Here is a 26,695-nt window from a genome sequence, read left to right as displayed (position 1 = left end):
CGTGAACCCCCAGCTCCGCGCGGCGGAGGACCTGTCGATGTTCGGCACCGACCCCTGGTGGCTGGTCCTCCTCAAAGCGGTCTTCTGCTTCGCCTTCCTGATGGTGACCGTGCTGTTCGCCATCGTGTGGGAACGCAAGGTCGTGGCCTGGATGCAGTTGCGCATCGGGCCCAACCGCAACGGCCCCTGGGGGATGCTCCAGTCGCTGGCCGACGGCATCAAACTGATGCTGAAGGAAGACCTCGTGGTCAAGAAGGCCGACAAGGTCGTCTACGTCCTCGCTCCGGTGGTCGCCGCGATCCCCGCGTTCATGGCGATCGCGGTCATCCCCTTCGGCCCGGCCGGCAACGAGATCTCGATCTTCGGCCACCGTACGGCGATGCAGCTCACCGACCTGCCGATCGCGCTGCTCTACATCCTCGCGACCGCCTCCATCGGGATCTACGGCATCGTGCTGGCCGGCTGGTCCTCGGGCTCTACGTACCCGCTGCTCGGCGGGCTGCGCTCGTGCGCCCAGATGATCTCGTACGAGATCGCGATGGGCGCGGCCTTCGCCTCGGTGTTCCTGTACTCCGGCTCGATGTCGACCTCGGCGATCGTCGAGCAGCAGAACGACCGCTGGTACATCGTGCTGCTGCCGGTCTCCTTCCTCCTCTACATCGTGACGATGGTCGGCGAGACCAACCGCGCCCCCTTCGACATGCCGGAGTCCGAGGGCGACCTCGTGGGCGGCTTCAACACCGAGTACAGCTCCATCAAGTTCGCGATGTTCATGCTCGCCGAGTACGTGAACATGGTGACGGTCTCCTCGGTCGCCGCGACCCTCTTCCTCGGGGGCTGGCGGGCGCCCTGGCCGATCTCCACCTTCTGGGAGGGCGCCAACCACGGCTGGTGGCCGCTCCTGTGGTTCGTCGTCAAGGTGCAGTTGCTGCTGTTCTTCTTCATCTGGCTGCGCGGCTCGCTGCCGCGCGTGCGCTACGACCAGCTGATGAAGCTCGGCTGGAAGGTCCTGATCCCGGTGTCCGTGGTGTGGCTCATGCTCGTCGCCACCGTCCGGGTCCTGCGGAACGAGAACTACGACTTCGCCCAGATCCTGCTGTGGGTCGTGGCCGCGATCGTCGTGATCCTCCTGCTGTCCTTCGTCGCCGACATCTTCCGCGACAAGGGCGACCAGGACGGCGGAGGAGAGGGCGGAGCGGACGGCGCACCGGCGCGGCCGGAGCCCGCGTTCGACCCGATGGCCGGTGGCTACCCGGTGCCGCCCCTGCCGGGGCAGACCCTGCCACCGGTGCCGAGGCGGCCCTCGCGCCAGGACCGGGAGCTGATTGTCAGTGGCGCCCCGCACACTGGAGGCGACCCTGTGACTACCGAGCGTGACGGAAAGGAGGGGTCCGATGGCTGAGGACAAGGAGTCCCAGGACCGGACACCGGCGGCGCCGAGCGGGTTCCAGAACCCGGTCGCGGGCTTCGGCGTGACCTTCAAGGCCATGTTCAAGAAGCGCCTGACCGAGCAGTACCCGGAACAGAAGAAGACCACGGCCCCCCGCTTCCACGGCCGCCACCAGCTCAACCGCCACCCGGACGGGCTGGAGAAGTGCGTCGGCTGCGAACTGTGCGCGTGGGCCTGTCCGGCCGACGCGATCTACGTGGAGGGCGCGGACAACACCGAGGAGGAGCGCTACTCCCCGGGCGAGCGCTATGGCCGCGTCTACCAGATCAACTACGCGCGCTGCATCCTGTGCGGCCTGTGCATCGAGGCGTGCCCGACCAGGGCGCTCACGATGACCAACGAGTTCGAACTCGCCGACAGCAGCCGCGAGAACCTCATCTACACCAAGGACCAGCTGCTCGCGGGCCTCACCGAGTCCATGGTGGACAGCCCGCACGCGATCTTCCCGGGCATGGACGAGGGCGACTACTACCGGGGCGCGGTCACCGGGGCCGCGCCCGGCACCGTCCGGCAGGTCGCCGTCTCCAAGGGCGAGAAGACCGACGAGGAACCGGTGACCGTGGAGCACACCGCGGCCGCCGTCTCCAGCGGCGCCCCGCACGAGGCGAGCCCGATGGACCGGGGGGCGACGACATGAACGGCCTCGCCGCCTACCAGACGTCGACCGGGGAGGCCGTGCAGTTCTGGCTCCTCGGGATCGTCGCGGTCATCGGCGCCCTGTGCACCGTCCTGATGCGCCGGGCCGTGCACAGCGCCCTGTGCCTGGCCGGGACGATGATCGTCCTCGCCGTGTTCTACCTCGCCAACGGCGCCTACTTCCTGGGCATCGTGCAGATCGTGGTCTACACCGGCGCGATCATGATGCTGTTCCTGTTCGTCGTGATGCTCGTCGGCGTCACCGCCGCCGACTCGCTGAAGGAGACCATCAAGGGGCAGCGCTGGCTCGCCGCCCTGTGCTTCCTCGGCTTCGGCGCGCTGCTCGTCGGCGGCATCGGCAACGCCTCGATCAGCGAGTTCCAGGGCACCGGCCGGGCCAACGCCTCGGGCAACGTCGAGGGCCTCGCCTCCCTGATCTTCACGAAGTACGTCTTCGCCTTCGAGATCACCGGGGCGCTGCTCATCACGGCGACGATCGGCGCGATGGTCCTCACCCACCGCGAACGCGTCGAACGGGCCAGGACCCAGCGCGAGCTGTCCGAGCAGCGGGTGCGCGAGGGCCGCCACCTGCCGCCGCTGCCGGCCCCCGGCGTGTACGCGCGGCACAACGCGGTGGACATCGCGGGTCTGCTGCCCGACGGCACCCCGTCCGAGCTGACCGTCAACCCGACGCTGCGCCGGCGCGGCCAGATCCGTGACGTCTCCACCGAGGCCATGGAGCACCTGCGCGCCCTGGAGCAGCGCTCGGAGGAACGCCTCGGCCGCGACCGTGAGGAACGCCTCGGCCCTGACCGTGAGGAACGCCTCGGCCGCGACTTCGAGGCGCGTCCCGGCCGTGACCGCGAGGAGGAGAGGACGCAGTGAACCCGGTCTACTACCTGTATCTCGCGGCGATCCTGTTCACCATCGGGGCCACCGGGGTCCTGATCCGCCGCAACGCGATCGTCGTCTTCATGTGCGTCGAACTCATGCTGAACGCCTGCAACCTGGCGTTCGTCGTGTTCTCCCGGATGCACGGCAACCTCGACGGGCAGGTCATCGCCTTCTTCACGATGGTCGTCGCCGCCGCCGAGGTCGTGGTCGGTCTCGCGATCATCGTGTCGCTCTTCCGCGCCCGCCACTCCGCCTCGGTCGACGACGCCGACCTGATGAAGCTGTAAGGGGTCGTTGAACAGTGGAAAACATGATCGCGCTGCTGGTGGCGGCGCCCCTGCTCGGAGCGGCCGTACTGCTGTGCGGCGGCCGCCGGCTGGACCGCTCCGGGCACTGGATCGGCACGCTCCTCGCGCTCGTCTCCTTCGTGACCGGCGTGGTGCTCTTCGCCGGCATGCTCGGCAGGGGGGCCGAGGAACGCGGCGTCCACCAGCACCTGTTCAGCTGGATTCCGGTGGAGGGCTTCCAGGCCGACATCGCCTTCCAGCTCGACCAGCTGTCGATGACCTTCGTCCTGCTGATCACCGGCGTGGGCACGCTCATCCACGTCTACTCGATCGGCTACATGGAGCACGACGGACGCCGTCGGCGCTTCTTCGGCTACCTCAACCTGTTCCTCGCGGCGATGCTCCTGCTGGTCCTCGCCGACAACTACCTGCTGCTGTACGTGGGCTGGGAGGGCGTGGGCCTCGCCTCGTACCTGCTGATCGGCTTCTGGCAGCACAAGCCGAGCGCGGCCACCGCCGCGAAGAAGGCCTTCCTCGTCAACCGCGTCGGTGACGTGGGCCTGTCCATCGCCATCATGCTGATGTTCACGACCTTCGGGACCTTCGCCTTCGGGCCGGTCCTCGGGGCGGTCGGGGACACCGGGGAGGGCAGACTCACCGCGATCGGCCTCATGCTGCTGCTGGCCGCGTGCGGGAAGTCCGCGCAGGTCCCGCTCCAGTCCTGGCTGGGCGACGCGATGGAGGGCCCGACCCCGGTCTCCGCCCTCATCCACGCGGCGACCATGGTCACCGCCGGGGTCTACCTCATCGTCCGCTCGGGGGCGATCTTCAACGCGGCGCCCGACGCGCAGCTCGTCGTCACCATCGTCGGCGCGGTCACGCTGCTGTTCGGTGCGATCGTCGGTTGCGCGAAGGACGACATCAAGAAGGCGCTCGCGGGCTCCACGATGTCGCAGATCGGCTACATGGTCCTCGCGGCCGGGCTCGGCCCGATCGGCTACGTCTTCGCGATCATGCACCTCGTGACGCACGGCTTCTTCAAGGCCGGGCTGTTCCTCGGCGCCGGCTCCGTCATGCACGGCATGAACGACGAGGTCGACATGCGCCACTACGGCGGGCTGTGGCGGAAGATGCCCGTCACCTTCGTCACCTTCGGCCTCGGCTACCTCGCGATCATCGGCTTCCCGGGACTGTCCGGCTTCTTCTCCAAGGACAAGATCATCGAGGCGGCCTTCGCGAAGGGCGGCACCGAGGGCTGGCTCCTCGGCGGCGCGGCCCTGCTGGGCGCGGCCCTCACCGCGTACTACATGACCCGCGTGATGCTCATGACCTTCTTCGGGGAGAAGCGCTGGCAGCCCGACGCCGAGGGGCACGAGCCGCATCCGCACGAGTCCCCGAAGTCCATGACGATCCCGATGATCGTGCTCGCCTTCGGCTCGGTCTTCGCGGGCGGCGTCTTCGCGATCGGGGACCGCTTCCTGCACTGGCTGGAGCCCGTCACCGGGCACAGCCACGGCCACTCCCCGGTCAGCGCCCTGACGGTGACCCTCTCCACGATGGTCGTCCTCGTCCTCGGCGCCGGGCTCGCCTACCTCCAGTACGGCAGGCGCCCGGTCCCGGCCGTGGCCCCGCGCGGCTCCCTGCTGACCCGGGCGGCCCGCCGGGACCTGCTCCAGGACGACTTCAACCACGTCGTCCTGGTCCGGGGCGGGGAGCACCTCACCCGCTCCCTCGTCTACGTCGACCACTCCCTGGTCGACGGGGTCGTCAACGGCACCGCCGCCTCGGTCGGCGGCCTGTCCGGCCGGCTGCGCAAGGCGCAGAACGGCATGGTCCGCAGCTACGCGGTCTCGATGTTCGGAGGTACGGCGGTGCTGATCGCCGCGACCCTACTCATGAGGGCGGTGTGACATGTCCTTCCCTCTGCTGACCGTGACGGCGGCCCTGCCCGCGGTGGGCGCCGTGCTCACCGCGGCGGTCCCCGCCGCCCGGCGCACGGCGGCCAAATGGCTCGCCCTGGCCTTCTCGGCCGCCACCCTCGTGCTGGCCATGGTGGTCCTGGCCCGCTTCGAACCGGGCGGCGACCGGTACCAGCTCACCGAGTCCCACGCGTGGATCGCCGACTTCGGGGTGCGCTACGAACTGGGCGTCGACGGGATCGGTGTCGCCCTCATCGCGCTCACCGCGCTGCTCGTGCCCTTCGTGATCCTCGCCGGCTGGCACGACGCGGACCCCCTGGAGACCAACAGCAGCCGGTGGCGCCCCACCCAGGGCTTCTTCGCGCTGATCCTCCTGGTCGAGGCGATGGTCGTGCTGTCCTTCGAGGCCACCGACGTCTTCCTCTTCTACCTGTTCTTCGAAGCCATGCTCATCCCGATGTACTTCCTCATCGGCGGCTTCGGGGACCGGGCGGGCGCCCACGGCGAGAAGGAGGCCGCGACCCAGCGCTCCTACGCGGCCGTCAAGTTCCTGCTCTACAACCTCGCGGGCGGGCTGATCATGCTCGCCGCGGTGATCGGGCTGTACGTCGTCGCGGGCAGTTTCTCGCTCGACGAGATCGCGCGGGCCCGCGCGAACGGCACGCTGGACATGGCGAGTTCGACGGAACGCTGGCTCTTCCTCGGCTTCTTCCTCGCCTTCGCCGTCAAGGCCCCGCTGTGGCCGCTGCACACCTGGCTGCCCAACGCGATGGGCGAGGCGACCACCCCGGTCGCCGTCCTGATCACCGCCGTGGTCGACAAGGTCGGCACCTTCGCGATGCTGCGCTACTGCCTCCAGCTCTTCCCGGAGGCCAGCAAGTGGGCGACCCCGGTCGTCCTGGTGCTCGCCGTCATCAGCATCCTGTACGGGGCGCTGCTCGCCGTCGGCCAGCGCGACATCAAACGCCTCGTCGCCTACGCCTCGATCTCCCACTTCGGCTTCATCGTCCTGGGCATCTTCGCGATGACCTCGCAGGGCCAGTCGGGGGCGACCCTCTACATGGTCAACCACGGGATCTCGACGGCCGCGCTGATGCTCGTGGCCGGCTTCCTGATCTCGCGGCGCGGCTCGCGGCTCATCGCCGACTACGGCGGGGTGCAGAAAGTCGCCCCGGTCCTCGCCGGGACCTTCCTGATCGGCGGCCTCGCGACCCTGTCGCTGCCCGGACTCGCCCCGTTCGTCAGCGAGTTCCTGGTCCTGGTCGGCACCTTCAGCCGCTACCCGGCGCTCGGCATCGTCGCCACCCTCGGCATCGTGCTCGCCGCGCTCTACGTCCTGGTGCTCTACCAGCGCACCATGACCGGCCCGGTCAAGCCCGAGGTCTCCGCGATGCCCGACCTCAGGGTGCGTGAACTGGCCGTCGTCGTCCCGCTGATCGCGCTGCTCGTCTTCCTGGGCGTCTACCCGAAGCCGCTGACCGACGTCGTCAATCCCGCGGTCAAGCAGACCATGTCCGACGTACACAAGAAGGACCCCCGACCCGAGGTGGAGGCGGCCAAGTGAGCGCAACAGCCGTCCACAGCCTGTGGACAACCGCGGCCGAGCCGATCGGCAGGATCGACGCGCCGCACATCGAGTACGCGCAGATCTCCCCGGTCCTGATCGTCCTCGGCGTCGCGATCCTCGGCGTTCTCGCCGAGGCGTTCGTGCCCCGCCGGGGCCGCTACCTCACGCAGGTGGTGCTCGCCGCCGCGGGCCTGGTCGCGGCCTTCGTCTCCGTCGTCCTGCTCGCCGCGAACGGTTACGGCACGACGAAGGCGCACATCGCCGCGATGGGCGCGGTCGCCGTCGACGGTCCGGCCCTGTTCCTCCAGGGCACCATCGTCCTCGCCGGACTGGTCGGGGTGTTCACCTTCGCCGAGCGGCGCCTCGACCCCGTCGCCCACGGCAAGCGCGTCGACTCCTTCGCCGCGCAGGGCAGCGCCGTACCCGGCTCGGAGGCCGAACAGAACGCCGTGAAGGCCGGGTTCACCACCACCGAGGTCTTCCCGCTGGTGATGTTCGCGATCGCCGGGATGCTCGTCTTCCCCGCGGCCAACGACCTGCTGACCCTGTTCGTCGCCCTGGAGGTGCTCTCCCTCCCGCTGTACCTGCTGTGCGCGCTCGCGCGCCGCAAGCGGCTCCTGTCGCAGGAGGCCGCCGTCAAGTACTTCCTGCTCGGCGCGTTCTCCTCGGCCTTCCTGCTGTTCGGCATCGCCCTGATCTACGGCTACGCGGGCTCCATGTCCTACGCGCAGATCGCCCGGGTCGTGGAGGGCGACGTCACGACCATCGACCCGGCCCTCGCCGACACCATGGGCAACGACGCGCTGCTCCTGGTCGGCGGCGCCCTCGTCGTCATGGGCCTGCTGTTCAAGGTGGGCGCCGTCCCCTTCCACATGTGGACGCCCGACGTGTACCAGGGCGCCCCCACCCCGGTGACGGGCTTCATGGCCGCCGCCACGAAGGTCGCCGCGTTCGGCGCGCTGCTGCGGCTGCTGTACGTCGTGCTGCCGGGGCTGCGCTGGGACTGGCGGCCGGTCATGTGGGGCGTCGCGATCATCACGATGCTCGGCGGGGCGATCGTCGCGATCACCCAGACCGACATCAAGCGGCTCCTCGCGTACTCCTCGATCGCGCACGCCGGGTTCATCCTGGCCGGTGTCATCGCGACCACCCCGGACGGTGTCTCCTCCGTCCTCTTCTACCTCGGCGGCTACTCCTTCGTGACCATCGGCGCCTTCGCCGTCGTCACGCTGGTGCGCGACGCGGGCGGCGAGGCCACCCACCTGTCGAAGTGGGCGGGGCTCGGGAGGCGCTCCCCGCTGGTCGCCGCCGTCTTCGCGGTCTTCCTGCTGGCCTTCGCCGGTATCCCGCTGACCAGCGGGTTCTCCGGGAAGTTCGCGGTGTTCAAGGCCGCGGCGGACGGCGGGGCGGCCCCGCTCGTCGTGGTCGGCGTGCTGTCCTCCGCGGTCGCGGCCTTCTTCTACATCCGGGTCATCGTGCTCATGTTCTTCAGCGAGCCGCAGCCGGACGGGCCGACCGTCGCGGTCCCCTCGCCGCTGACCATGACCGCCATCGGGCTCGGGGTGGCCGTGACGGTCGTGCTGGGCGTCGCGCCGCAGTACTTCCTCGACCTCGCGGGACAGGCGGGCGTGTTCGCGCGCTGATCCCCGGCCGCCGTGCCGTGTGGCCCGTCACCCTCCCCTACCTGTGGGGCTGACGGGCCACACTCCTGTGTGCGCCCACCCTGACCTGCGGTTTCCCCCGGGCCTGTGGACAACTCGACGTCCTGTCGCCGCCGCGCCCTATCGTTGCGGGGGACAGGACATGAAGGCACCGGGGGACAGAGCGATGAACGAGGCCACTGGTTTGACCGAGAGCGACGAGGCCGCCGGGACGCACACGGCCGCCCCCGAAGAGGAGTCCCCCGATCTGTGGGGCGGCTGGGACAGCGTGCCCGAGGCCTTCGAGGAGGACGCCGAGGCCGGGATCGCGCCGGCCGGGCCGGGTGTCGCGCCGTCCGGCGGCGCGGCCGATCCCGCGGCCCTGCCCGCGGCGCGCCGCCGCGTCGTCGGCGGGGTGCGCCCCTCGCAGGGCGGCGCGGCCGAGACGCTGCACCGCGTCTTCGGCTACGACTCCTTCCGCGGCGAGCAGGAGGCGATCATCGACACGCTCGTCGGCGGCGGGGACGCGCTCGTCCTCATGCCGACCGGCGGCGGCAAGTCCCTGTGCTACCAGATCCCGGCCCTCGTCCGCCCTGGCACCGGCGTCGTGATCTCCCCGCTCATCGCCCTCATGCAGGATCAGGTGGACGCCCTGCGCGCGCTCGGCGTCCGCGCGGGCTTCATCAACTCCACGCTCGACCTCGACGAGCGCAGGACCGTCGAGGCCGAGTTCCTCGCCGGGGAACTCGACCTGCTCTACCTCGCCCCCGAGCGGCTGCGGGTGCCCGCGACCACGGACCTGCTCGCGCGCGGCACGATCTCGCTGTTCGCGATCGACGAGGCCCACTGCGTCTCCCAGTGGGGCCACGACTTCCGGCCCGACTACCTCGCCCTGTCCGTCCTCGGCGAGCGCTGGCCCGAGGTGCCCCGCGTCGCGCTCACCGCGACCGCGACCCGCGCCACGCACCGCGAGATCACCGAGCGGCTCGGCATGCCGCGGGCCAAGCACTTCGAGGCCAGCTTCGACCGCCCCAACATCCAGTACCGCATCGTCCCGAAGAACGACCCCCGCAAACAGCTCCTCGCCTTCCTCAAGGAGGAGCACCAGGGCGACGCGGGCATCGTGTACTGCCTCTCGCGCAACGGCGTCGAGAAGACCGCCGAGTTCCTCAGCTCGCACGGCATCGAGGCCGTCCCGTACCACGCGGGTCTCGACGGGGCCACGCGCGCCCGTAACCAGGCCAGGTTCCTGCGCGAGGAGGGCCTCGTGGTGTGCGCCACGATCGCCTTCGGCATGGGCATCGACAAGCCCGACGTGCGCTTCGTCGCCCACCTCGACCTCCCGAAGTCCGTCGAGGGCTACTACCAGGAGACGGGCCGCGCCGGACGCGACGGCCGGCCCTCCACGGCCTGGCTCGCCTACGGCCTCCAGGACGTCGTCCAGCAGCGCAAGATGCTCCAGGGCGGCGAGGGCGACGAGGCGCACCGCAGGCGGGCCGGCGCCCACCTCGACGCGATGCTCGCGCTGTGCGAGACGGTGCAGTGCCGGCGCGCCCAGCTGCTGGCCTACTTCGGCCAGGAGCCGACCGGTGAGAAGTGCGGCAACTGCGACAACTGCCTGACCGAGCCCGACACCTGGGACGGCACGGTGGCCGCGCAGAAGGTCCTGTCGACCGTCGTCCGCCTCAAGCGGGAGCGCAACCAGAGCTTCGGCAGCGGACAGGTCATCGACATCCTGCTCGGCCGCAGGACCGCGAAGGTCATCCGCTTCGACCACGACCAGCTCTCCGTCTTCGGCATCGGAGACGACCTCACCGAGGCCGAGTGGCGCGGCGTACTGCGGCAGTTGCTGGCCCAGCGGCTCCTGACGGTCGAGGGCGAGTACAGCACCCTCGCGATGACCGGGGAGGGCGGTGCCGTCCTGCGCCGCGAGCGCGAGGTGCCGCTGCGCAAGGAACCTGAGAAACCGGCCGGAGCGTCCCGTTCGGGCAGCCGGGGCGAGGGCCGCACGGCGAAGAAGCCCCCGGTGGACCTGCCCGAGGCCGACCTCCCCCTGTTCGAGGCGCTGCGCACCTGGCGCGCGGCCCAGGCGAAGGAACAGGGCGTCCCCGCGTACGTCGTCTTCCACGACGCGACCCTGCGCGAGATCGTCCAGAGCCGCCCGGCCTCCGTGGCCGACCTCGCGGGCATCACCGGAGTCGGCGAGAAGAAGCGCGCGACCTACGGCGAGGGAGTGATCGAGGCGCTGACGGAGGCGGTGGCGGCGGGGGCCGCCCCGGGAGAGGGAGAAGGGGAAGGCTGAGGGAGCGGGCGGCGGCCGGACCGGCGGGAGGCAGGGGCGGTGGACCCGGCGGCAGAAGGCGGTGCGCCTGCCCTCCTGTGGGACGACGTGAGCCCCTTCTTCGATCCGGACCTGATGGGGACGCTGCCGGACGTCCGTGTCCCCGGCGCCTCGGTGGCGGACTGGCAGGCTCTCCTCGACCTCGTCCGGGCGAAGGGCTGGGCCTGCCGGTACCAGGAGGGCGAGACCGTGCTGCCGGTGCCCCGGGCGGAGGTGGCCCTGTCGCCCCCGGCGGACGGGGAGCCCGCGACCCTGCGGGTCCGGCCGGCCGCCGGGATGCTGGCGATCTTCCGCTTCCACTCCGAGGACGAGATCGACTTCGACGTCGACCTGCGGGAGGTGCGGGGACAGAAGCGGTTCGACCTGTTCTGCGGCTTCCTGCGGGACATCGGGCGGCACGTGGGCCGGCCGGTGCTGATGGGCCCTGAGGGCGACCCGGGCCGTCCCGTGCTCGGCTTCGACGTCGAGGCCGACCGCGTCGTTCTCCTCGCGGAGCCGCCCCAGGCGCCGGACCTCAGCCCTGGCGGCCCGGGGAGCGGGTGATCGAGCTGAGGTCGAGGTCCACGTCGCGCCGAGCGCCCGAGGCGCGCGGGACCGGTCCGCACGGCTCGCCCACCGCCCCAGCGCACCACCGGCCCCCGCGTCCCGCGTCCCCGCGCGTCCCCACCGGCCCGCGCGTCCTCACCGCCCCGCGTCCCCACCGTCCCGCGTCCCCGCGCGTCCCCAGCGCCCCGCGTCCCCGCTCTCACCCGCCCTCCTCCCCAGCCGGATGGCCCCGCGGGGAACGGGCGGGTACGAACCGGAGCACGGCCCGGTGCTCGCCCGCTCTCGGTGGCCTGCGCCAGGAACGGGAGACCACGACCGGCAGCCGGCCGCGGACCAGGGCGTCCTCCGGCAGGCCCACCCCGTACAGCCGGGAGAGCGCCGCGAGGACGGCGGGCAGGTCCGGGTCCGCCGCCAGTCCCTCCGGTATCCCGCCCCGCACGTCCAGCGTCGCGGGGCCCTCGCCGGGCAGGGGCCGTGAACCGAGCGCGTACGTCTCCCTCCCGTCCACGAAGTGGCGGACGACGTACCCGCGCCGCTGCCCCTGCGACCAGACCACGAGGGCGCGGGCGCCGGCCGAGAGCGCGGCCGGGAGGTCCCCGTAGTCCTCGGGGCCGGTGAGCGGGGAGCCGGTGGGGTTCTCCTCGTAGGCGAAGCTCCAGCCGTTCGCGCACTCGCCGAGCCGGAACACCGGGCTCTGGTAGGTGTGGCGCAGAGCCCACGTGTCCCGCAGCGTCGTGGGCGGGCCCGGTGCGCGCGGGGCGGGCGGGACGTCGTCCTCGTCGTACCCCTCCGTGCGCGGCGCCCCGGGCGGGCCCGGCTCCAGGAGCCGGCGGCCCAGCTCCTCCACCGGAAGCCCCTCCACGAGCACGAAGCGGACACTCTGGTCGCCGCGCCTCCCGAGCCAGTCGAGATCGTCCCGCTCCGTGTCCGGGCCGGGGCGGACCGGCAGACCGCCCCTGGGCGTGGCCAGCAGGGCGCGGCCCCGCTCCCCGCCGAGCAGCGGGCACAGCAGCGAGTCCGCGAGCAGACCCGAGGGCGCGACATCGTACGGCTCGGCCGGGACCCACGCGGGCACCGCCGCGAGCAGCGCCCGCCACGCCTGCCGCGTACGGCCCCGCGCGGCGAGCGCCCGCGCCTCCTCCAGGGCGGCACCGAAGGCGCCCGGCTCCTCGTACGCGTAGACGCCCTCGGCGACGGAGGCGAGCACGGCCAGGCCCTGCTCCCGCCCGGACTCCGGCAACCGGCTCGTCAGGAACGCGGCGTCCTGTGCCGAGGCGCCGGGCCGCCCCTCGAAGTAGGAGGCGGCCGTGAGGGCGAACTCCCGCACGCCCGGCGCGGCGGAGTGGACGCCGGGGCCCGGCCGGCCGGACAGCAGGCCCTCCATCTGCGCACACGCCTGCGGCGCCCCCGGACGCCCGAACGCGGCGGCCTCCCGCAGCCTCGCGAGCGGCCCGTCCACCTCGCCCGCGCGGGCCAGGCGCACGGCCTCGGCCACCGAGGCGTCCAGGCGGCGCGTCGTCTCCGTTTCGACCCCGCTCTTCGCGACCCGCATCCGGTGGAACTCGCGGTACATCTCCTCCATGAACCGCCCGAAGGAGGCGTGGCGCTCCGGGCCGTCCTGCCAGCTCGCCCACACGTACACCGGCCATTCGCCGTCCGGCCCCGGGTCGCCCGGGTCGAGCAGCACCTCCGTCGCGTCGGACTCCAGGGCCAGTTGCCAGGAACGGCCCCACATCCCGTGCTCCAGCAGCTCCCGCTCGGACGGCTCCTCGGGCAGCAGGTCCGCCCAGCCCCCGACCTGGTCGTACGGGTCGCCGTACCACTCCACCCCGTCGGCCCCGCTCAGCCGCGAGACGAAGACGCCCGCCTCGCGCCAGCCGTCCGACACCTCCAGGTAACCGCGCAGGGAGGCGGGCAGCGGCAGCCCGATCCGCCGCTCCAGCGCGGCGATCCGCTCCGCGCCGGCCGGGGCGTACCCCAGCCAGGTCCCGCCCCCTGGCAGGGCCCGCTCCCGGTCCTCCGGGGCGGTCACGGCCAGCCATTCGGCGTTCCAGCGCTCCAGGAACCCCCGCCAGCCCAGGCCGCCCGGGGCGAGTCCGCCCCGCGTGTGTCCCCCGTGATGCGTCGTCATGCACAGATAGTGACAGGCGCCACCGACAACGCGTTCGGGGAGCGAACGGAACATCTCCCTCCACTTTGAGGCGGTCATGCCAGGGGCCTATTCGCGCACGGCTCTCCCGCCCCGGCTCCCGCCTCCTTATCCTGTGCGACATGGCCGCACCGTCCCCTTACTCCCTCGTCGCCACCGATCTGGACGGCACCCTCCTGCGGGATCAGCGGGACACCGTGACGGAGCGCACCCGGTCCGCCCTGAGGCGGGTCGCCGCAGCCGGGGCGCACCACGTCGTCGTGACCGGTAGACCCGCCCCGCAGGTGCGGCCCGTGCTGCACGGCCTCGGCTACCGCGGGCTCGCGGTGTGCGCGCAGGGCGCCCAGGTCTACGACGCGCGGACCGGCAGCCTGCTGCACTCCGTGCGGATGGACCGCTCGCTCGCCGAAGTCGCCCTCGGCAAGATCGAGGCCGAGCTGGGCCAGGTGTTCGCGGGTGTGAACCAGGACGGCGTCGACGGCCTCATGCTCATGGAGCCCGGCTTCGTCACCCCGCCCCCGACGCTGCCCTCCGTACGGGTGCGGGAGCGCTCGGCGCTGTGGGTACGGCCCATCAGCAAGGTGCTGCTCATGCACCCGGGAACGACCGAGGACGAACTCGCGACCCTCGCCCGTTCCGTCCTCGGAGACCTTGTCAACGTGGTCATGGCGGGCCCCGGGGCGGTCGAGCTGCAACCGACGGGACTGTCCAAGGCGTACGGCCTGGAGCGGGTCGCCGACCGGCTCGGGCTGGGCGGCGCCGACACCCTCGCCTTCGGGGACATGCCGAACGACGTCCCCATGTTCGGCTGGGCCGGCCGAGGCGTGGCGATGGCGAACGCGCACCCCGAACTGCTCGCCGTCGCCGACGAGATCACGCTGTCCAACGAGGAGGACGGGGTCGCCGCCGTCCTGGAGCGGCTGTTCCCGTAGGAGGAGGGGCCGGGCCCGTCCGGCCCGGCCCCCGCGTCACACGCGCGCGTCACCCCGCCTCACCCGATCGGGCGAGGCGCGGCTCAGCCCGCCGTACGCGGAATCCTCCGCTCCCATGTGCGGTGGAAGACGATCCCCTCGGTGTCCTCGCACACGACCTCGTCGGTGGTGAGGAAGTCGTCGGCCTCGCAGCGGATCTCCGAGCGGGTCCGCACGCTCACGTCCCACTCCCGGTCGGGGCGGCGCAGGCGGATCGTCCAGTCGGAGCGGGTACGCGCGCTCAGCGGGTCGCCGTCGGTGATCGTGTACGTCTCCCGCGCGTCCTCCGTGAACTCCAGGCCGTCCGGGTAGACGCGCGTGCCGCCGTAGCGCGGGTCGACCTCCAGCCGCCAGGTGCCGGCCGCGACGTCCCGTACGACGAGACGTTCGGGCCGCGGCTCCTCGTCGAGGGTCGCCGGGTACACGACGTCCAGCGGCGCGGACTGCTCCGGGGCCTCGAAGGCGACGCCGTCCCGCGTGGCGGCGCGCACCGGGAGCTCCAGCGAGCTGCCCTCGGGGTCGAGCGTGAACCCGGCCTCGGAGCCCGGCTGCGGCCAGATCCACGGCCAGTACGCGGAGGAGACCGACAGCCGTACGCGGTGGCCGGGCCGGAAGGCGTGCCCGATGCCGTTCAGCTCGAACTCGACGTCGCCCGTGGACCCGGCCGGCCACTCCTCGACGTGGTCCCGGCCGCCCCGCGCGCTCAGGTTGAGCACGCCGCGCGTCACGAGGGTCGAGGCGCCGTCGGGCGCGACGTCGCACAGCCGCGCCACGACCTGTCCGCGCGGCACCGGGCAGGTGATCCGCAGCCGTACCCGGGGGCGGCCGAGGATCTGGAAGCCCTGGCGCACCTCGAAGTCGAAGCAGCCGGACTGGGCGTCCTCCGCGCGCTGGTCGGGCGGCAGGTCGCCGTCGTTGCCGAAGGGGAAGAAGCGGCCCGCGTCGACCCCGGTGTGCTGGGCCGAACGGATGGTCACCGGCGCGCCCTGGAAGCCGTAGGCCACCGGCGTGACGTGGGGGGAGGGCCAGGCGGGGTCGCCGACCCAGCGGCCCGGCATCTCCTCGTACACGGTGGCGGGCGGATGCGAGTCGCTGATCCAGGAGCGCAGCAGCGGTTCCTCCATCACCCCGGTGTCCTCGCCCTTGAGGTGGTGGTCCCACCAGCGCAGGGTCTCCTGGAGGAAGCCGATCGCGGGGCCGGGCGGCAGACCGCGGTCCGGGTACTGGTGGGACCACGGGCCGATGATGCCGCGCACCCGGTCGTCCGGCAGGTGCTCGACCAGGCGCAGCACGGTGTCCCGGTACGGGTCGTGCCAGCCGCCCACCGCGAGGACGGCGGCGCCGATCGCCGAGTAGTCCTCGCACACGCTGCCGTGGCGCCAGTAGTCGTCGCGGGTCTGGTGGTCGAGCCAGGTGTGGATGAAGGGCTCGACGCCCTCCATCCGGGTGCGCCACATCCGCCGCCAGTCCTCGCCGACGTACTCGGGGTCCGGGGGCCGGGAGACGAACGCGAGCATGGTCGCGGCCCACGCGTGCATGTCGACGGCGAGTACCGAGCCGCCCATGTAGTGCACGTCGTTGTCGTAGCGGTCGTCGGCCGAGCAGACGGTCACGACCGCCTTGAGCGCCTCGGGGGCGAGCGCCGCGATCTGGAGCGAGTTGAAGCCGCCCCAGGAGATCCCGAACATGCCGACCTTGCCGGTGCACCAGGGCTGGGCGGCGAGCCATTCGACGACCGCGACCCCGTCGGCCAGCTCCTGCGCGTCGTACTCGTCGCCGGGCAGCCCCTGGCTGTTGCCGTGGCCGCGCACGTCGACCCGTACGGAGGCGTAGCCGTGGCCCGCGTACCAGGGGTGGCGCTGCCAGTCGCGGGGCGCGGTCCAGTCGGAGAGCCGGTAGGGCAGGTACTCCAGCAGGGCGGGTACGGGCCGGTCGGTGACCGGCCGCCAGATCCGGGCGTACAGGAGGGTCCCGTCGGGCAGCGGGATGCGCACGTCCTCGCGGTTCGTCCCGTAGGGGTATTCCGTGCGGATTCTCGGGGTGTGCATGGGGGGCCTCGATGAACTGTGGGGGGGGTGCTGGGTCGGTCGGTCGGCCGGCGTGCGGGGCGGCGGGGGGCGCCGCGCACGGGGCGGGTCAGTGCACGGGGTGCATGGTGCGGCGCAGCCAGGGGGCGGCGGCGAGGACGGCGAGGCCGGCGGCGACGGCGATCGCGCCGTTGAGGCCGAAGTAGGCGGGGTGGGAGACGGTTTCGTAGAGCTTCACGGTCTGCGCCTGGATGCCGTTGGCCATCGCCAGCGAGAGGAACCACAGGGCCATGGTCTGGCTCGCGAAGGCCCTCGGGGCGAGCTTGCTGCTCGCCGACAGTCCCGAGGTCTCCAGCAGGATGTCGCCGAGCCCCAGCAGCAGGTAGGAGCCGACGATCCACCAGGCGCCCATCAGGTAGTCGTCGCCGCTGTGCCCCGAGGTGGGCAGGACCATCAGGAGGAAGGAGAGCCCGCCGAGGACCACCCCGAGGGCGATCTTGTTGGAGGCGTGCGGCTGCCGCGTGCCCATCCGCGTCCAGGCCGCCGCGACCACGGGCGCGAGCGCGACCTCGAAGGCGCCCAGGGCCGAGGTGTACCAGCCCGCGGGGAAGTGGAAGCCGAGGATCTCCGTGCGGGCGTTGGTCGAGGCCAGCAGGATCATCGTCGTGTACGCCTGGAACAGGATGAAGTTGAAGAAGACCGAGGCGAGGAACAGCACGATGTACGGGCGCAGCCGGCCGCGTTCCTCCGCGCTCACCCGGGGGCTGCGGAACATGACGGCGAAGTAGGCGACGGGGGCGAGCACCGAGATCAGCGTGAGCGCGTCCACGAAGCGGTCCAGGGTCAGCCAGCCCGCGAGCGCGAGGCCCACGGCGAGCGCCGCGACCACGACCAGGCCCACCACGATCAGCAGGACCGCCCGGCGCATCGCGGGCGGCGGCAGCTCGTACTCGGCGCGCGCCTTGCGCCCGGCGAGGTGCCCGCGGCCCAGTACGTACTGGAGGAGGCCGAGCGTCATCCCGACGGCCGCCGCCGAGAAACCCCAGTGCCAGCCCTCGTGGTCGCCGAGCCACGCGGTGATCAGCGGCCCGAGGAACGCGCCGATGTTGATGCCCATGTAGTACAGGGCGAAACCGGCGTCCCTGCGCTCGTCCCGGGTGCTGTACAGCTTGCCGACCATCGTGGCGACGTTGGGCTTGAGCAGCCCGGTGCCCGCGCTGATCAGCCCGAGCCCCGTCCAGGTCGTCGCGGCCGAGGGGACCGACATGGCGTAGTGGCCGAGCGCGATGAGGACGCCGCCCCACAGCACGGCCCGGTACGAGCCGAGGATGCGGTCGGCGAGCCAGCCGCCCGCCACGGAGACGAGGTAGACCATCGTCCCGTAGGCGGCCGACACGGAGGCGGCCGACCCCTCGCTCAGCCCCAGGCCGCCGTTGCCCGCGGTGTCCGCGAAGTAGAGGACGAGGATGGCCTGCATGCCGAGGAACGAGAACCGTTCCCAGACCTCCAGGCCGGACAGGGTCAGCAGGCCGCGTGGCTGCCCGAAGAACGCCCGGTCGTCGCCGGGCGGCGGCGAGGGGTCGGGCGAGGCGGGCGCGGCACCGCTTTCCGACGGTACGGGGGGCAAACTGGCACTCCCAATGCTTCGGTGCTGTTCGGGACTCTTTCCGCTCGTATGAGCTGATCCCGAACATACCGGCGCCGATCGCATACCGCCCGCCCTGGTCGGGCAGGCGCTCTCTGTGATCGAAAGGGGACCGGATACGCTGCCATGAGTGGCAGGAGCGACACATCGACACACCGTGTGATCGTCAGCAGACAGGAGAACCCCTCGTGACCGTCGTCGGGCCGTTCGGGCTGAGCGTGCGGGACCAGGCTCTCGAAGCCGATGTCCAGGCCGGGTTGACGGCTGTCGAGGAGGGCCTCCTGGAGGCCACCAAAAGTGGTGTGTCCTTCATCACCGAGGCCGCCCAGCATCTGGTGCGGGCCGGGGGTAAACGGTTCCGCCCGTTGCTGGTGATGCTCGCGGCGCAGTTCGGGGACCCGGAGGCTCCCGGCGTCGTGCCCTCCGCCGTGGTCGTGGAGCTGACCCATCTCGCGACGCTCTACCACGACGACGTGATGGACGAGGCCGAGGTGCGGCGCGGCGTGGACAGCGCCAACACCCGCTGGGGCAACTCCGTCGCCGTCCTCACCGGCGACTTCCTCTTCTCCCGGGCCTCCCAGATCCTCGCCGACCTCGGCCCCGAGGCGGTCCGTATCCAGGCCGAGGCGTTCGAACGGCTCGTCACCGGGCAGATCCTGGAGACCGCCGGGCCGCGCGACGGCCGGGACCCGGTCGACCACTACCTCGACGTGCTCGGCGGCAAGACCGGTTCGCTGGTCGCCGCCGCCACCCACTTCGGCGCCCTCATGTCGGGCGCCGAGGAGGCCACCGTCCAGGTCCTCGCCCAGTACGGGGAGCGGCTCGGCGTCGCCTTCCAGCTCGCCGACGACGTCCTCGACATCGCCTCCGACAGCCACGAGTCCGGCAAGACCCCCGGCACCGACCTGCGCGAGGGCATCGCCACCCTCCCCGTGCTGCGGCTGCGGGAGCGGGCCGCGCGGCTCGGCCTGCCCGAGGACGTCGAGCTGTGCGCGCTGCTCGACTCCGACCTCAGCGAGGACGCCCGGCTCACCGAGGCGCTGACCCGCCTGCGCGCGCACCCCGCGCTCGAACAGGCCCGCAAGGACACCGTCCGCTACGCCGAGGACGCGCGCGCCAGCCTGCTCCCGCTGCCCGAGGGCCACGCCAAGACGGCCCTGCTCGAACTGTGCGACGCCGTGGTGCACCGCGCCGGCTGACCCCGCGCCGCGCGGACACCCCCTACGGGGTGCGCGCGGCGCCGTGCCGGGGTACGCGACCTGAGGACGGGCCCGGGTCATCCCCGCGCAGTACGCGCGTGTGCTCCCCGGGGCTGACGATTCGACGGCTTCGATTTGGTCGTATGGATACCACCACTCCTGACCAGTTCGGGTGAGAATGGCGGCGAGGAGTGGGTGAGAGCGCACGAACCGCCGCCGACCACGGAGGTAGGCACACATGGAACCGTACGCATCCGATTCCGGCTCGACGTCCGGCCCGGAGAACGAGTCCACCACCCGGACCGGCGCGGGCCCCGGGTCCGGTGACCGGACCAGGCCGGTGAGGCGCCGCAAGGCCGCCCGGTACGCCGTTCCCGCGGCGGTCGCCGGGGTCGCGGCGCTCACCGTCGGACTGGTCCCGGCGCTCGCCGACAGCGGCGACCCCGACCTTCCCGCCGTCACCGCGCGGGAGCTGGTCGAGAAGATCGCGTCCGCCGACACCGACCAGCTCTCGGGAACCTTCAAGATCAGCACCGACCTCGGACTGCCCGGCCTGGGCGGGCTGGGCGGCGGCGCCCCGGTCGTCCCCGGCGGCTCCGGGAGCGGATCGTCCCCGGCCGATCCGCGGGCGAAGCTGGCCGGGCTGGCGAGCGGCACGCACACGCTGCGGATCGCGGTGGACGGCCCCGAGCGGCAGAAGCTCTCCCTCCTGGAGGACGCCGCCGAGTACAGCCTCGTGCACAACGGTGACGAGGCGTGGGCCTACGACAGCGGCAGCAACCAGGCCGTGCGCCTCGCCGTACCGGAGCATGGTGCCGGTCAGCGCGGCGGGAGCGCCGACGAGCACGCCGGGGGCCTGCCCAAGGGGCTGCCGACCACGCCGGAGGAGCTGGCCGAGCAGACCCTGAAGGCCGTCGACGACACGACCTCGGTGAGCGTGGACGGTACGGCGCGCGTCGCCGGCCGGGACACCTACCAGCTCCTGGTACGGCCCAGGCAGTCCGGTTCCACGATCGAGTCCGCGCGGATCGCGGTCGACGCGAAGACCGGGACGCCGCTGAGGTTCACGCTCAACGCGGTCGGCGGCGGCAAGCCCGTCGTCAACGCCGGTTTCACGAAGGTGGACTTCGCGAAGCCCGCCGCCTCGGCCTTCGACTTCAGCCCGCCCAAGGGCGCCAAGGTCACCGAGGGCGACAGCCTCGGCGCCCCCGCGCCCGGGAAGCGCGCGCCGGGGAACGAGGCCGGGCCCGAGGGCGTCAAGGTGATCGGCAAGGGCTGGGGAGCGATCGCCGAACTCTCGCTCCCCGGCGGTCAGGGACTGCCGGATTCCGGCTCCGGAGAGGTGCCGCCCGAGGCCGGACAGCTCCTCGACAGCCTCGGCAAGCAGGTCAAGGGCTCCTTCGGCACCGGCACGGTCTTCTCGACGCGCCTCGTGAACGCCCTGATCACGGACGACGGCAAGGTCTACGCCGGAGCGGTCGACAAGGACGCGCTGGTCAGGGCGGCCGAGTCGGCCAAGTAGGCGAGGCCGGCCCCAGCCAGAAGGACGACGCGCGGAACGCGCACAGAAGCGCGCACAGAAGGACGAGGCGCGGAACGCGCAGGACACGCAGGACACGCGGAACGCGCGGAAGCGGACGGGACGGGAGCGGGTATCTGGTGGTGCGCACCTGGGAGACGGCCGGGCGGGCGGCGCGGGCCGCGGGAGCACGTCTCCCGTCCCGGACCGGTGCCCCGGACCCGTCCGGGGCCGCCGGTCCGGCCGCCGGGGCCGGGGCCGGCGCGAGGTCCGGCCCGGTCATCGAGACGGCCGGGCTCACCAAGCGGTTCCGGGACGGGCGGCTCGCCGTCGACGGGCTCGACCTGCGGGTCCCGGCCGGCACCGTCTTCGGCTTCCTCGGGCCCAACGGCTCGGGCAAGACCACGACCATCCGGATGCTCCTGGGCCTTGTCGAGCCGACCGCGGGCACGGCCCGTGTCCTCGGCGAGGAGATGCCGGGCGCGGCCCGTTCCGTCCTGCCGCGCGTCGGCGCGCTCATCGAGGGGCCCGCGCTGTACGGCTTCCTGTCCGGCCGCGACAACCTGCGGCGCTTCGACGCGGCCGATCCCACCACCGATCCCCGCACCCGCGAGGAACGGGTGGTCGCGGCGCTCGACCGGGTCGGGCTCGGCGCCGTCGCCGGCCGCAGGGCACGGGCGTACTCCCTCGGCATGAAGCAGCGGCTCGGGCTCGCGTCCGCGCTGCTGCGGCCCCGGGCGCTCCTCGTCCTCGACGAGCCGACCAACGGACTCGACCCGCAGGGGATGCGCGAGATCCGCGGCCTCGTACGCGAACTCGCCTCCGACGGCACGACGGTGTTCCTCTCCTCGCACCTGCTGGACGAGATCGAGCAGCTCTGCGGGCACGTCGCCGTCATGTCCCGGGGCCGCCTGCTCGCCCAGGGCGCCGTCGCGGACCTGCTCGGCGCCGCCCGCGGCCGGCTCACCGTGACCACCCCCGACGCGGCCGACGCGGTCCGCGTCCTGACCGCACGGGGCGTCAGGGACGTACGGGCCGAGGGCGACCGGGTGTCCGGCGAACCGCCCGCCGGAGCCGAACCCGCCGACCTCAACGCGGCCCTCGTCGCCGCCGGGGTACGGGTGAGGGGCTTCGGTGAGTCCCGTGTCTCCCTGGAGGAGACCTTCGTGGCGCTGACCGGGGAGGGCTTCGATGTCGCGGGCTGAGCCGGCGGCGCGCCCCCCGCGCGGGGGCGGCGCGGCGGGCCCCCCGCTTCCCTCCCCGGGGGCCTCGGAACCTCCGGGCACCCCGGCCGCCCCGGCTGCCGTGGGGTCCGCCGCGACCCCCGGGCCGTTGCCCCGGCACCCGTCGCGGACCCTCGGGCTGTTCGCCGACGAGGTGCGGACGACGTTCCGGCGGCGGCGCACCCTCGCGCTGCTCGCGGTCCTGGCGGCCGTCCCGGTCCTCGTCGGCGTCGCGGTGCGCGTCGAGACCGGCGACGCCGGCCGGGCCGCGGGCGCCGGGCCCGCGTTCATGGCGCAGATCACCAACAACGGGCTGTTCCTGGTCTTCACCGCGCTCGCCGCGACCCTGCCCGTGTTCCTGCCGATGGCGGTCGGGGTCGTCGCCGGGGACGCGATCGCGGGGGAGGCGTCCGCCGGGACCCTGCGCTATCTGCTGGTCGCCCCGGCCGGGCGGACCCGGCTGCTGCTCACCAAGTACGCGACCGTGCTCACGTTCTGCCTGGTCGCGACCCTGGTCGTGGCGGTCTCCGCGCTCGCGACCGGCGCCGCGCTGTTCCCGCTGGGCGAGCTGACCACGATCTCCGGGACCCGGATCGGCTTCGGCGAGGGGCTGTGGCGCGCGCTGCTGATCGCGTGCGTCGTGGCGCTCTCCCTGGTGGGGGTCGCGGCGCTGGGCCTGTTCGTCTCGACGCTCACCGACAGCGGGATCGCGGCGATGGCCACCACCGTGGGGCTCGTGATCACGGTGCAGATCCTCGACGCGATCCCGCAGCTCTCCGCCTTCCAGCCGTACTTCTTCTCGCACTACTGGCTGTCCTTCGCCGACCTCATGCGGGAACCCGTCCTGTGGGACGGCGTCGGACGCGACCTCGGGCTCCAGGCCCTGTACGCGGCCGTACTCGGCTCGGCCGCCTGGGCGAGGTTCACGACGAAGGACGTCACCGTCTGAGCGAGGCGCCCTCGTCCGGGCGGGACGCCGGGCGGGGCGTGGCCCACCTGGGGAGTACATGCCCACCTGGGCGGGGCGTGCCCACCTGGGGGGTACGTCGCCGGCAAGGCGGGACCTCCCGGCCGGGCCGGGGGGACGGTCCGGCCGGGAGGGGCGGGCTCAGGCCACGCACAGCTCGTTGCCCTCCGGGTCCCGCAGTACGACGTGGGTGCCCTGCGGCTCCTCGACCCGGCGTACGAAGGCCGCGCCCAGCTCCGTCAGCCGCACGACCTCCGCCTCGCGCTTCTCGGGCCCCGGGTGCAGGTCGAGGTGGAGGCGGTTCTTGCCCTGCTTCGGCTCGGGCACCCGCTGGAACAGCAGCCGGCGCCCGAGACCCGTCCCTGTCCCCTCCTGGACCGGGTCCTCGGGGTGGCGTACGGCGGCGAGGTCCCGGAAGGCGGCGCGGCCGCGTACGCGTACCGTCTGCTCCTCGGGCAGGGCGCCCGCGGCGAGCAGGCCCTCGACCAGCGTGCTGTGGTCCTCGACCACGTAGCCGAGGGCCGCCCCCCAGAACTCCGCCTGGGCGAGCGGATCGGCGGCGTCGATCACGACCTTCCAGTGCACCGGTGCCGCGGCCTGCCGCGCGTGGTCCTGGCTGTCCGTCCGAGGTGTCGTCATGCCTGCCGGTTGTACGGGGTGCGGGGGAGACGGGCAAGAAGCCGCGCGGGGCCCGGCCACCGCTTTCGCCCTCCACACAAGTGGAGCGGGCCGTTCCCGGCGGTGCCCCGGGCCGGGAGAGGGCCCGGCGTCCGGTGGGTCTCAGGCCGTGGGCCCGCCCGCGCGCGGAGCCGTCCTCTCCGCGGGCGACTCGGGGCCCTCCGCGGGCGGGACCGCCTTCCCGGCCCTCTTCCCCGTCGTCTTCCCGGCCCTCTTCCCGGCCGTGGGCGGGACCGGCGTGTCGAGCGACTGGGCGGCCGCGGCCGCGAGGCGCTGGAGCTGGACGCGGCCCCGGCGCGCGGTGCGCAGGGCGTCCCAGGTGAGCAGGGCCAGCGCGACCCAGACCAGGCCGAAGCCCGCCCAGCGCTCGGCGGGCATCTCCTCGTGGAAGTAGAGGATGCCCAGGGCGAACTGGAAGACCGGCGCGAGGTACTGGAGCAGCCCCAGCACGGACAGCGGGACCCGGATCGCGGCCGCCCCGAAGAGCACGAGCGGGACCGCCGTGACGACACCGGTCGCCGCCAGCAGCGTCGCGTGCCCCGCCCCGTGCCCGCCGAAGGTCGATTCGCCGCGCGCGCCCAGCCACAGCAGAAAGCCGAGAGCGGGCAGGAACTGGACGGCCGTCTCGGCCGCCAGCGACTCGACGCCGCCGAGATTGACCTTCTTCTTCACCAGCCCGTACGCGCCGAAGGAGAACGCGAGCACCAGCGAGATCCACGGCGGCTGCCCGTACCCGACCGCGAGCACCAGGACGGCCGCGAGCCCCACCCCGACCGCCACCCACTGCGCGGGGCGCAGCCGCTCCTTCAGCAGCAGGACGCCCAGCGCGATGCTGACCAGCGGGTTGATGAAGTATCCGAGGGACGCCTCCACGACGTGGCCCGCGTTGACCGCCCAGATGTAGACGCCCCAGTTGACCGTGATCACGGCCGCCGCGATCGTCACCAGGCCCAGCCTGCGCGGCTGCCGTATCAGCTCCCCGGCCCAGGCCCAGCGCCGTACGAGGAGCAGGGCCACGCCCACCACGGCGAGCGACCACACCATGCGGTGGGCCAGGATCTCCCCGGCCCCGGCCGGCTTCAGCAGCGGCCAGAACAGCGGGACCAGACCCCAGATCACGTAGGCCGCGACGCCGGACAGCAGCCCCGTCCTGGATTCCCCTGATGCCTCCGGTGCCGTCCCGCTCACGGGGCCCCCTCCTTCGCTCGCGGGGACGGTCCGCCGTGGCCGGCCCCCTCCCGCCGAAGGTAGCGGCGCCGCGCCCGCCTGTCATGCGCGTATCGCCATACGGTCGTGACAGCCCGTCCCCGGCGAGCGGCCGGCCCTTGTGACGCCCCCGCCTCCCGCCGCGGGGGCGCGGCGGGAGGCGGGGGCGGGGTGTGCGGCCGGCCTGCCGGCTACTTCTCCAGCTCGGCGAGGGCGGCCGCGATGGAGTCGGCGATCGGGGTGCTCGGCCGGCCGATGAGGCGGCGCAGGTCGTCCCCCTCGCGCGCCAGGACGCCCCGGGACAGGGCGACGTCCGCGTCGGCGAGGATCTCCGCCAGCTCAGCGGGCAGGCCGGCGCCCTTGAGGATGTCGACGAGCTGCTCGGGCGGTACGTCGGAGTAGGTGACCGTCTTGCCCGACTGGCGGGAGACCTCCGCCGCGTACTCGGGCAGGCTCCAGGCCACGTCCCCGCGCAGCTCGTACGCCTTGTTCTCGTGGCCCGTGCCGGTCAGTACGGCGACGGCGGCGTCCGCGTAGTCCTTGCGGGAGGCGGAGGCGACCCGGCCCTCACCGGCGCTGCCGACGAGGCTCCCGGTGGCGAGCGGACGCGCGAGGTTGTCCGTGTAGACGTCCGAGTACCAGCCGTTGCGCAGGAACACGTACGGCAGACCCGAGTCGAGGATCGCCCGCTCGGTGTACTTGTGCTCCTCGGCGAGCTTCAGGTCGGCCTCCGGGCCGCCGAGGACTCCGGTGTAGGCGAGGAGCGCGACCCCGGCCTCCTTCGCCGCGTCGATCACGGCCTGGTGCTGCGCGGCCCGCCGGCCGACCTCGCTGCCGGAGATCAGCAGGACCTTGTCGCCCGCGTGGAAGACGCCCTTGAGGCTCTCGGGGCGGTTGTAGTCCGCGACGCGCAGCTCGACGCCCCGCTCGGCGAGGCCGGCGGCCTTGCCCTCGTCACGGACGACGGCGGCGACCTGCGAGGCCGGGACCTTCTCCAGCAGCCCGGCGACGACGTGACGGCCGAGATTACCGGTGGCGCCGGTGACGACGATGCTCATGAGTGCTTCTCTCCTGGCGTTCGCTTGGTGTTTTGTCCCATTGATTCCGCTGGGACAGCCTAACCAGCACACTAACCAGAAGAAAGTACCCACTTTGAAGTAAGGTACTGGGATGGCGGTAAGTAACGAGGTGAGCGGGGTGACCGGGATGTACGAGGCAGCCGGAAGCGCGCACGAGGACGCCGGGCGCGCCGGGGACGCCGGGGACGCCCGGACCGGGAGGGACGAGATCGCGGGCTTCCTGGGCCGGGTCGCCGCGGACGGGCCCGACGTCAACCGCGCCATGTGCCCCTCGCGCGGAATCCTGGAGCACGTCACGAGCCGCTGGGGTGTACTGATCCTGGCCGCGCTCCTCGACCGCACCCACCGTTTCAGCGCGCTGCGCCGGACGGTCGGCGGCGTCAGCGAGAAGATGCTCGCGCAGACCCTTCAGGCCCTGGAGCGGGACGGCTTCGTCCTGCGCGACGCCAAGCCCGTCATCCCGCCGCACGTCGAGTACTCGCTCACGCCCCTCGGCCGGGAGGCCGCCGAGCAGGTGTGGGGCCTCGCGCGCTGGACGGAGCAGCGGACCGGGACCGTACTCGACGCGCGCCGGACGTACGACGCGGCCCGCGGCGCCCGCGTCTGACCGGGCGCCCGCCCGCGACGGGCCACGGGGACCACGGGGCCGGGGGCGGGGAGCACGGGACGGGGCGGCGGGCGGGGAACACGGGCGAAGAGCCCACCGTGGGCAGCGGGAAGGGGGCCGCGGGGGGGGGGCGGGGCCCCCGGGG

Annotated in this window: 21 protein-coding genes; 15 read left to right on the top strand and 6 right to left on the bottom strand. The window is 72.8% G+C overall.

The genetic code is table 11. The annotated features are described in order from the left end of the window. Position 1 precedes the first annotated feature (1 nt). The 9 genes from nuoH to ACFYMP_RS13370 all read left to right on the top strand — a co-directional run bounded on the left by nuoH (position 2) and on the right by ACFYMP_RS13370 (position 11,277). Entirely contained in the window at positions 2-1,402 is a 1,401-nt protein-coding gene (gene nuoH / locus ACFYMP_RS13410) for an NADH-quinone oxidoreductase subunit NuoH (RefSeq protein ID WP_388855425.1), read from the top strand. Continuing rightward, positions 1,395-2,087, top strand: coding sequence for an NADH-quinone oxidoreductase subunit NuoI (gene nuoI, locus ACFYMP_RS13405; protein ID WP_388855422.1), 693 nt, complete (start codon positions 1,395-1,397; stop codon positions 2,085-2,087). The genes nuoH and nuoI overlap by 8 nt, the downstream gene beginning before the upstream one ends. Continuing rightward, positions 2,084-2,971, top strand: a complete 888-nt coding sequence (locus ACFYMP_RS13400) for an NADH-quinone oxidoreductase subunit J (protein WP_388855419.1) — start codon at positions 2,084-2,086, stop codon at positions 2,969-2,971. The genes nuoI and ACFYMP_RS13400 overlap by 4 nt, the downstream gene beginning before the upstream one ends. Beyond that, a complete protein-coding gene (gene nuoK, locus ACFYMP_RS13395; protein WP_388855416.1) occupies positions 2,968-3,267 on the top strand; it encodes an NADH-quinone oxidoreductase subunit NuoK in 300 nt (99 codons plus the stop codon). The genes ACFYMP_RS13400 and nuoK overlap by 4 nt, the downstream gene beginning before the upstream one ends. A gap of 14 nt (positions 3,268-3,281) precedes the next feature. After that, positions 3,282-5,177: an NADH-quinone oxidoreductase subunit L gene (gene nuoL, locus ACFYMP_RS13390; RefSeq protein ID WP_388855413.1), complete on the top strand. Its 1,896-nt coding sequence runs from the start codon at positions 3,282-3,284 to the stop codon at positions 5,175-5,177. 1 nt (position 5,178) lies between these two features. After that, positions 5,179-6,750: an NADH-quinone oxidoreductase subunit M gene (locus tag ACFYMP_RS13385; protein WP_388855410.1), complete on the top strand. Its 1,572-nt coding sequence runs from the start codon at positions 5,179-5,181 to the stop codon at positions 6,748-6,750. Beyond that, a complete protein-coding gene (gene nuoN, locus ACFYMP_RS13380; protein WP_388855406.1) occupies positions 6,747-8,396 on the top strand; it encodes an NADH-quinone oxidoreductase subunit NuoN in 1,650 nt (549 codons plus the stop codon). The genes ACFYMP_RS13385 and nuoN overlap by 4 nt, the downstream gene beginning before the upstream one ends. Before the next feature lie 184 nt (positions 8,397-8,580). Further along, on the top strand, positions 8,581-10,695 hold the full coding sequence (gene recQ, locus ACFYMP_RS13375) for a DNA helicase RecQ (protein WP_388855403.1): 2,115 nt from the start codon (positions 8,581-8,583) through the stop codon (positions 10,693-10,695). Between the two features lie 114 nt (positions 10,696-10,809). Next, complete coding sequence (locus ACFYMP_RS13370; RefSeq protein WP_388856019.1) at positions 10,810-11,277, top strand: hypothetical protein; 468 nt, start codon at positions 10,810-10,812, stop codon at positions 11,275-11,277. 202 nt (positions 11,278-11,479) lie between these two features. On the opposite strand, the gene ACFYMP_RS13365 is transcribed toward ACFYMP_RS13370, so the two are convergent. Next, on the bottom strand, positions 11,480-13,411 hold the full coding sequence (locus ACFYMP_RS13365) for a hypothetical protein (RefSeq protein ID WP_388855400.1): 1,932 nt from the start codon (positions 13,409-13,411) through the stop codon (positions 11,480-11,482). 140 nt (positions 13,412-13,551) lie between these two features. Between ACFYMP_RS13365 and ACFYMP_RS13360 the strand changes: the two genes are divergently transcribed. Next, positions 13,552-14,361: an HAD family hydrolase gene (locus tag ACFYMP_RS13360; RefSeq protein ID WP_388855397.1), complete on the top strand. Its 810-nt coding sequence runs from the start codon at positions 13,552-13,554 to the stop codon at positions 14,359-14,361. Positions 14,362-14,444: 83 nt separating this feature from the next. Here the strand turns inward: ACFYMP_RS13360 and ACFYMP_RS13355 are convergent, their stop codons facing one another. Further along, positions 14,445-16,448 carry a CocE/NonD family hydrolase gene (locus ACFYMP_RS13355; protein WP_388855394.1) on the bottom strand — a complete coding sequence of 668 codons (2,004 nt, stop codon included), beginning with the start codon at positions 16,446-16,448 and terminating at the stop codon, positions 14,445-14,447. Between the two features lie 88 nt (positions 16,449-16,536). Next, a complete protein-coding gene (locus ACFYMP_RS13350; protein ID WP_388855391.1) occupies positions 16,537-18,054 on the bottom strand; it encodes a peptide MFS transporter in 1,518 nt (505 codons plus the stop codon). Between the two features lie 206 nt (positions 18,055-18,260). Between ACFYMP_RS13350 and ACFYMP_RS13345 the strand changes: the two genes are divergently transcribed. From ACFYMP_RS13345 to ACFYMP_RS13330, 4 genes are all read left to right on the top strand, one after another. Beyond that, positions 18,261-19,271, top strand: a complete 1,011-nt coding sequence (locus ACFYMP_RS13345) for a polyprenyl synthetase family protein (protein WP_388855388.1) — start codon at positions 18,261-18,263, stop codon at positions 19,269-19,271. Positions 19,272-19,509: 238 nt separating this feature from the next. Then, a complete protein-coding gene (locus ACFYMP_RS13340) occupies positions 19,510-20,793 on the top strand; it encodes an outer membrane lipoprotein carrier protein LolA (RefSeq protein WP_388855385.1) in 1,284 nt (427 codons plus the stop codon). A gap of 137 nt (positions 20,794-20,930) precedes the next feature. Next, on the top strand, positions 20,931-21,995 hold the full coding sequence (locus ACFYMP_RS13335) for an ATP-binding cassette domain-containing protein (RefSeq protein ID WP_388855381.1): 1,065 nt from the start codon (positions 20,931-20,933) through the stop codon (positions 21,993-21,995). After that, positions 21,982-22,962 carry an ABC transporter permease gene (locus tag ACFYMP_RS13330; RefSeq protein ID WP_388855378.1) on the top strand — a complete coding sequence of 327 codons (981 nt, stop codon included), beginning with the start codon at positions 21,982-21,984 and terminating at the stop codon, positions 22,960-22,962. Before ACFYMP_RS13335 ends, ACFYMP_RS13330 begins: the two co-directional genes overlap by 14 nt. A gap of 159 nt (positions 22,963-23,121) precedes the next feature. Here ACFYMP_RS13330 and ACFYMP_RS13325 read toward each other — a convergent pair whose 3' ends face one another. From ACFYMP_RS13325 to ACFYMP_RS13315, 3 genes are all read right to left on the bottom strand, one after another. Further along, positions 23,122-23,619, bottom strand: a complete 498-nt coding sequence (locus ACFYMP_RS13325; protein WP_388855375.1) for a VOC family protein — start codon at positions 23,617-23,619, stop codon at positions 23,122-23,124. Between the two features lie 141 nt (positions 23,620-23,760). Beyond that, positions 23,761-24,846: an EamA family transporter RarD gene (rarD, locus tag ACFYMP_RS13320; RefSeq protein WP_388855372.1), complete on the bottom strand. Its 1,086-nt coding sequence runs from the start codon at positions 24,844-24,846 to the stop codon at positions 23,761-23,763. 209 nt (positions 24,847-25,055) lie between these two features. Continuing rightward, the gene (locus tag ACFYMP_RS13315) at positions 25,056-25,922 is read right to left on the bottom strand and encodes an SDR family oxidoreductase (RefSeq protein ID WP_388855369.1); all 867 of its coding nucleotides are present in this window, start codon (positions 25,920-25,922) and stop codon (positions 25,056-25,058) included. Between the two features lie 283 nt (positions 25,923-26,205). On the opposite strand from ACFYMP_RS13315, the gene ACFYMP_RS13310 reads away from it, so the two are divergent. After that, on the top strand, positions 26,206-26,550 hold the full coding sequence (locus tag ACFYMP_RS13310) for a winged helix-turn-helix transcriptional regulator (RefSeq protein ID WP_388856016.1): 345 nt from the start codon (positions 26,206-26,208) through the stop codon (positions 26,548-26,550). The last annotated feature ends 145 nt before the right edge of the window (positions 26,551-26,695 follow it).

Origin of the sequence: Streptomyces sp. NPDC007088, assembly GCF_042869355.1 — a bacterium.
Classification (GTDB): domain Bacteria; phylum Actinomycetota; class Actinomycetes; order Streptomycetales; family Streptomycetaceae; genus Streptomyces.
Note: the sequence above shows the minus strand (reverse complement) of the source record. Positions and strands in the feature narration are given on the sequence as shown.

Bases quoted from the DNA above. Each gene is read 5' to 3' on its own strand.
- nuoI (WP_388855422.1), top strand. From the start codon at position 1,395: ATGGCTGAGGACAAGGAGTCCCAGGACCGGACACCGGCGGCGCCGAGC.
- ACFYMP_RS13400 (WP_388855419.1), top strand. From the start codon at position 2,084: ATGAACGGCCTCGCCGCCTACCAGACGTCGACCGGGGAGGCCGTGCAG.
- ACFYMP_RS13385 (WP_388855410.1), top strand. From the start codon at position 5,179: ATGTCCTTCCCTCTGCTGACCGTGACGGCGGCCCTGCCCGCGGTGGGC.
- recQ (WP_388855403.1), top strand. From the start codon at position 8,581: ATGAACGAGGCCACTGGTTTGACCGAGAGCGACGAGGCCGCCGGGACG.
- ACFYMP_RS13370 (WP_388856019.1), top strand. From the start codon at position 10,810: ATGGGGACGCTGCCGGACGTCCGTGTCCCCGGCGCCTCGGTGGCGGAC.
- ACFYMP_RS13365 (WP_388855400.1), bottom strand. From the start codon at position 13,411: ATGACGACGCATCACGGGGGACACACGCGGGGCGGACTCGCCCCGGGC.
- ACFYMP_RS13360 (WP_388855397.1), top strand. From the start codon at position 13,552: ATGGCCGCACCGTCCCCTTACTCCCTCGTCGCCACCGATCTGGACGGC.
- ACFYMP_RS13355 (WP_388855394.1), bottom strand. From the start codon at position 16,448: ATGCACACCCCGAGAATCCGCACGGAATACCCCTACGGGACGAACCGC.
- ACFYMP_RS13340 (WP_388855385.1), top strand. From the start codon at position 19,510: ATGGAACCGTACGCATCCGATTCCGGCTCGACGTCCGGCCCGGAGAAC.
- ACFYMP_RS13330 (WP_388855378.1), top strand. From the start codon at position 21,982: ATGTCGCGGGCTGAGCCGGCGGCGCGCCCCCCGCGCGGGGGCGGCGCG.
- ACFYMP_RS13325 (WP_388855375.1), bottom strand. From the start codon at position 23,619: ATGACGACACCTCGGACGGACAGCCAGGACCACGCGCGGCAGGCCGCG.
- ACFYMP_RS13315 (WP_388855369.1), bottom strand. From the start codon at position 25,922: ATGAGCATCGTCGTCACCGGCGCCACCGGTAATCTCGGCCGTCACGTC.
- ACFYMP_RS13310 (WP_388856016.1), top strand. From the start codon at position 26,206: ATGTGCCCCTCGCGCGGAATCCTGGAGCACGTCACGAGCCGCTGGGGT.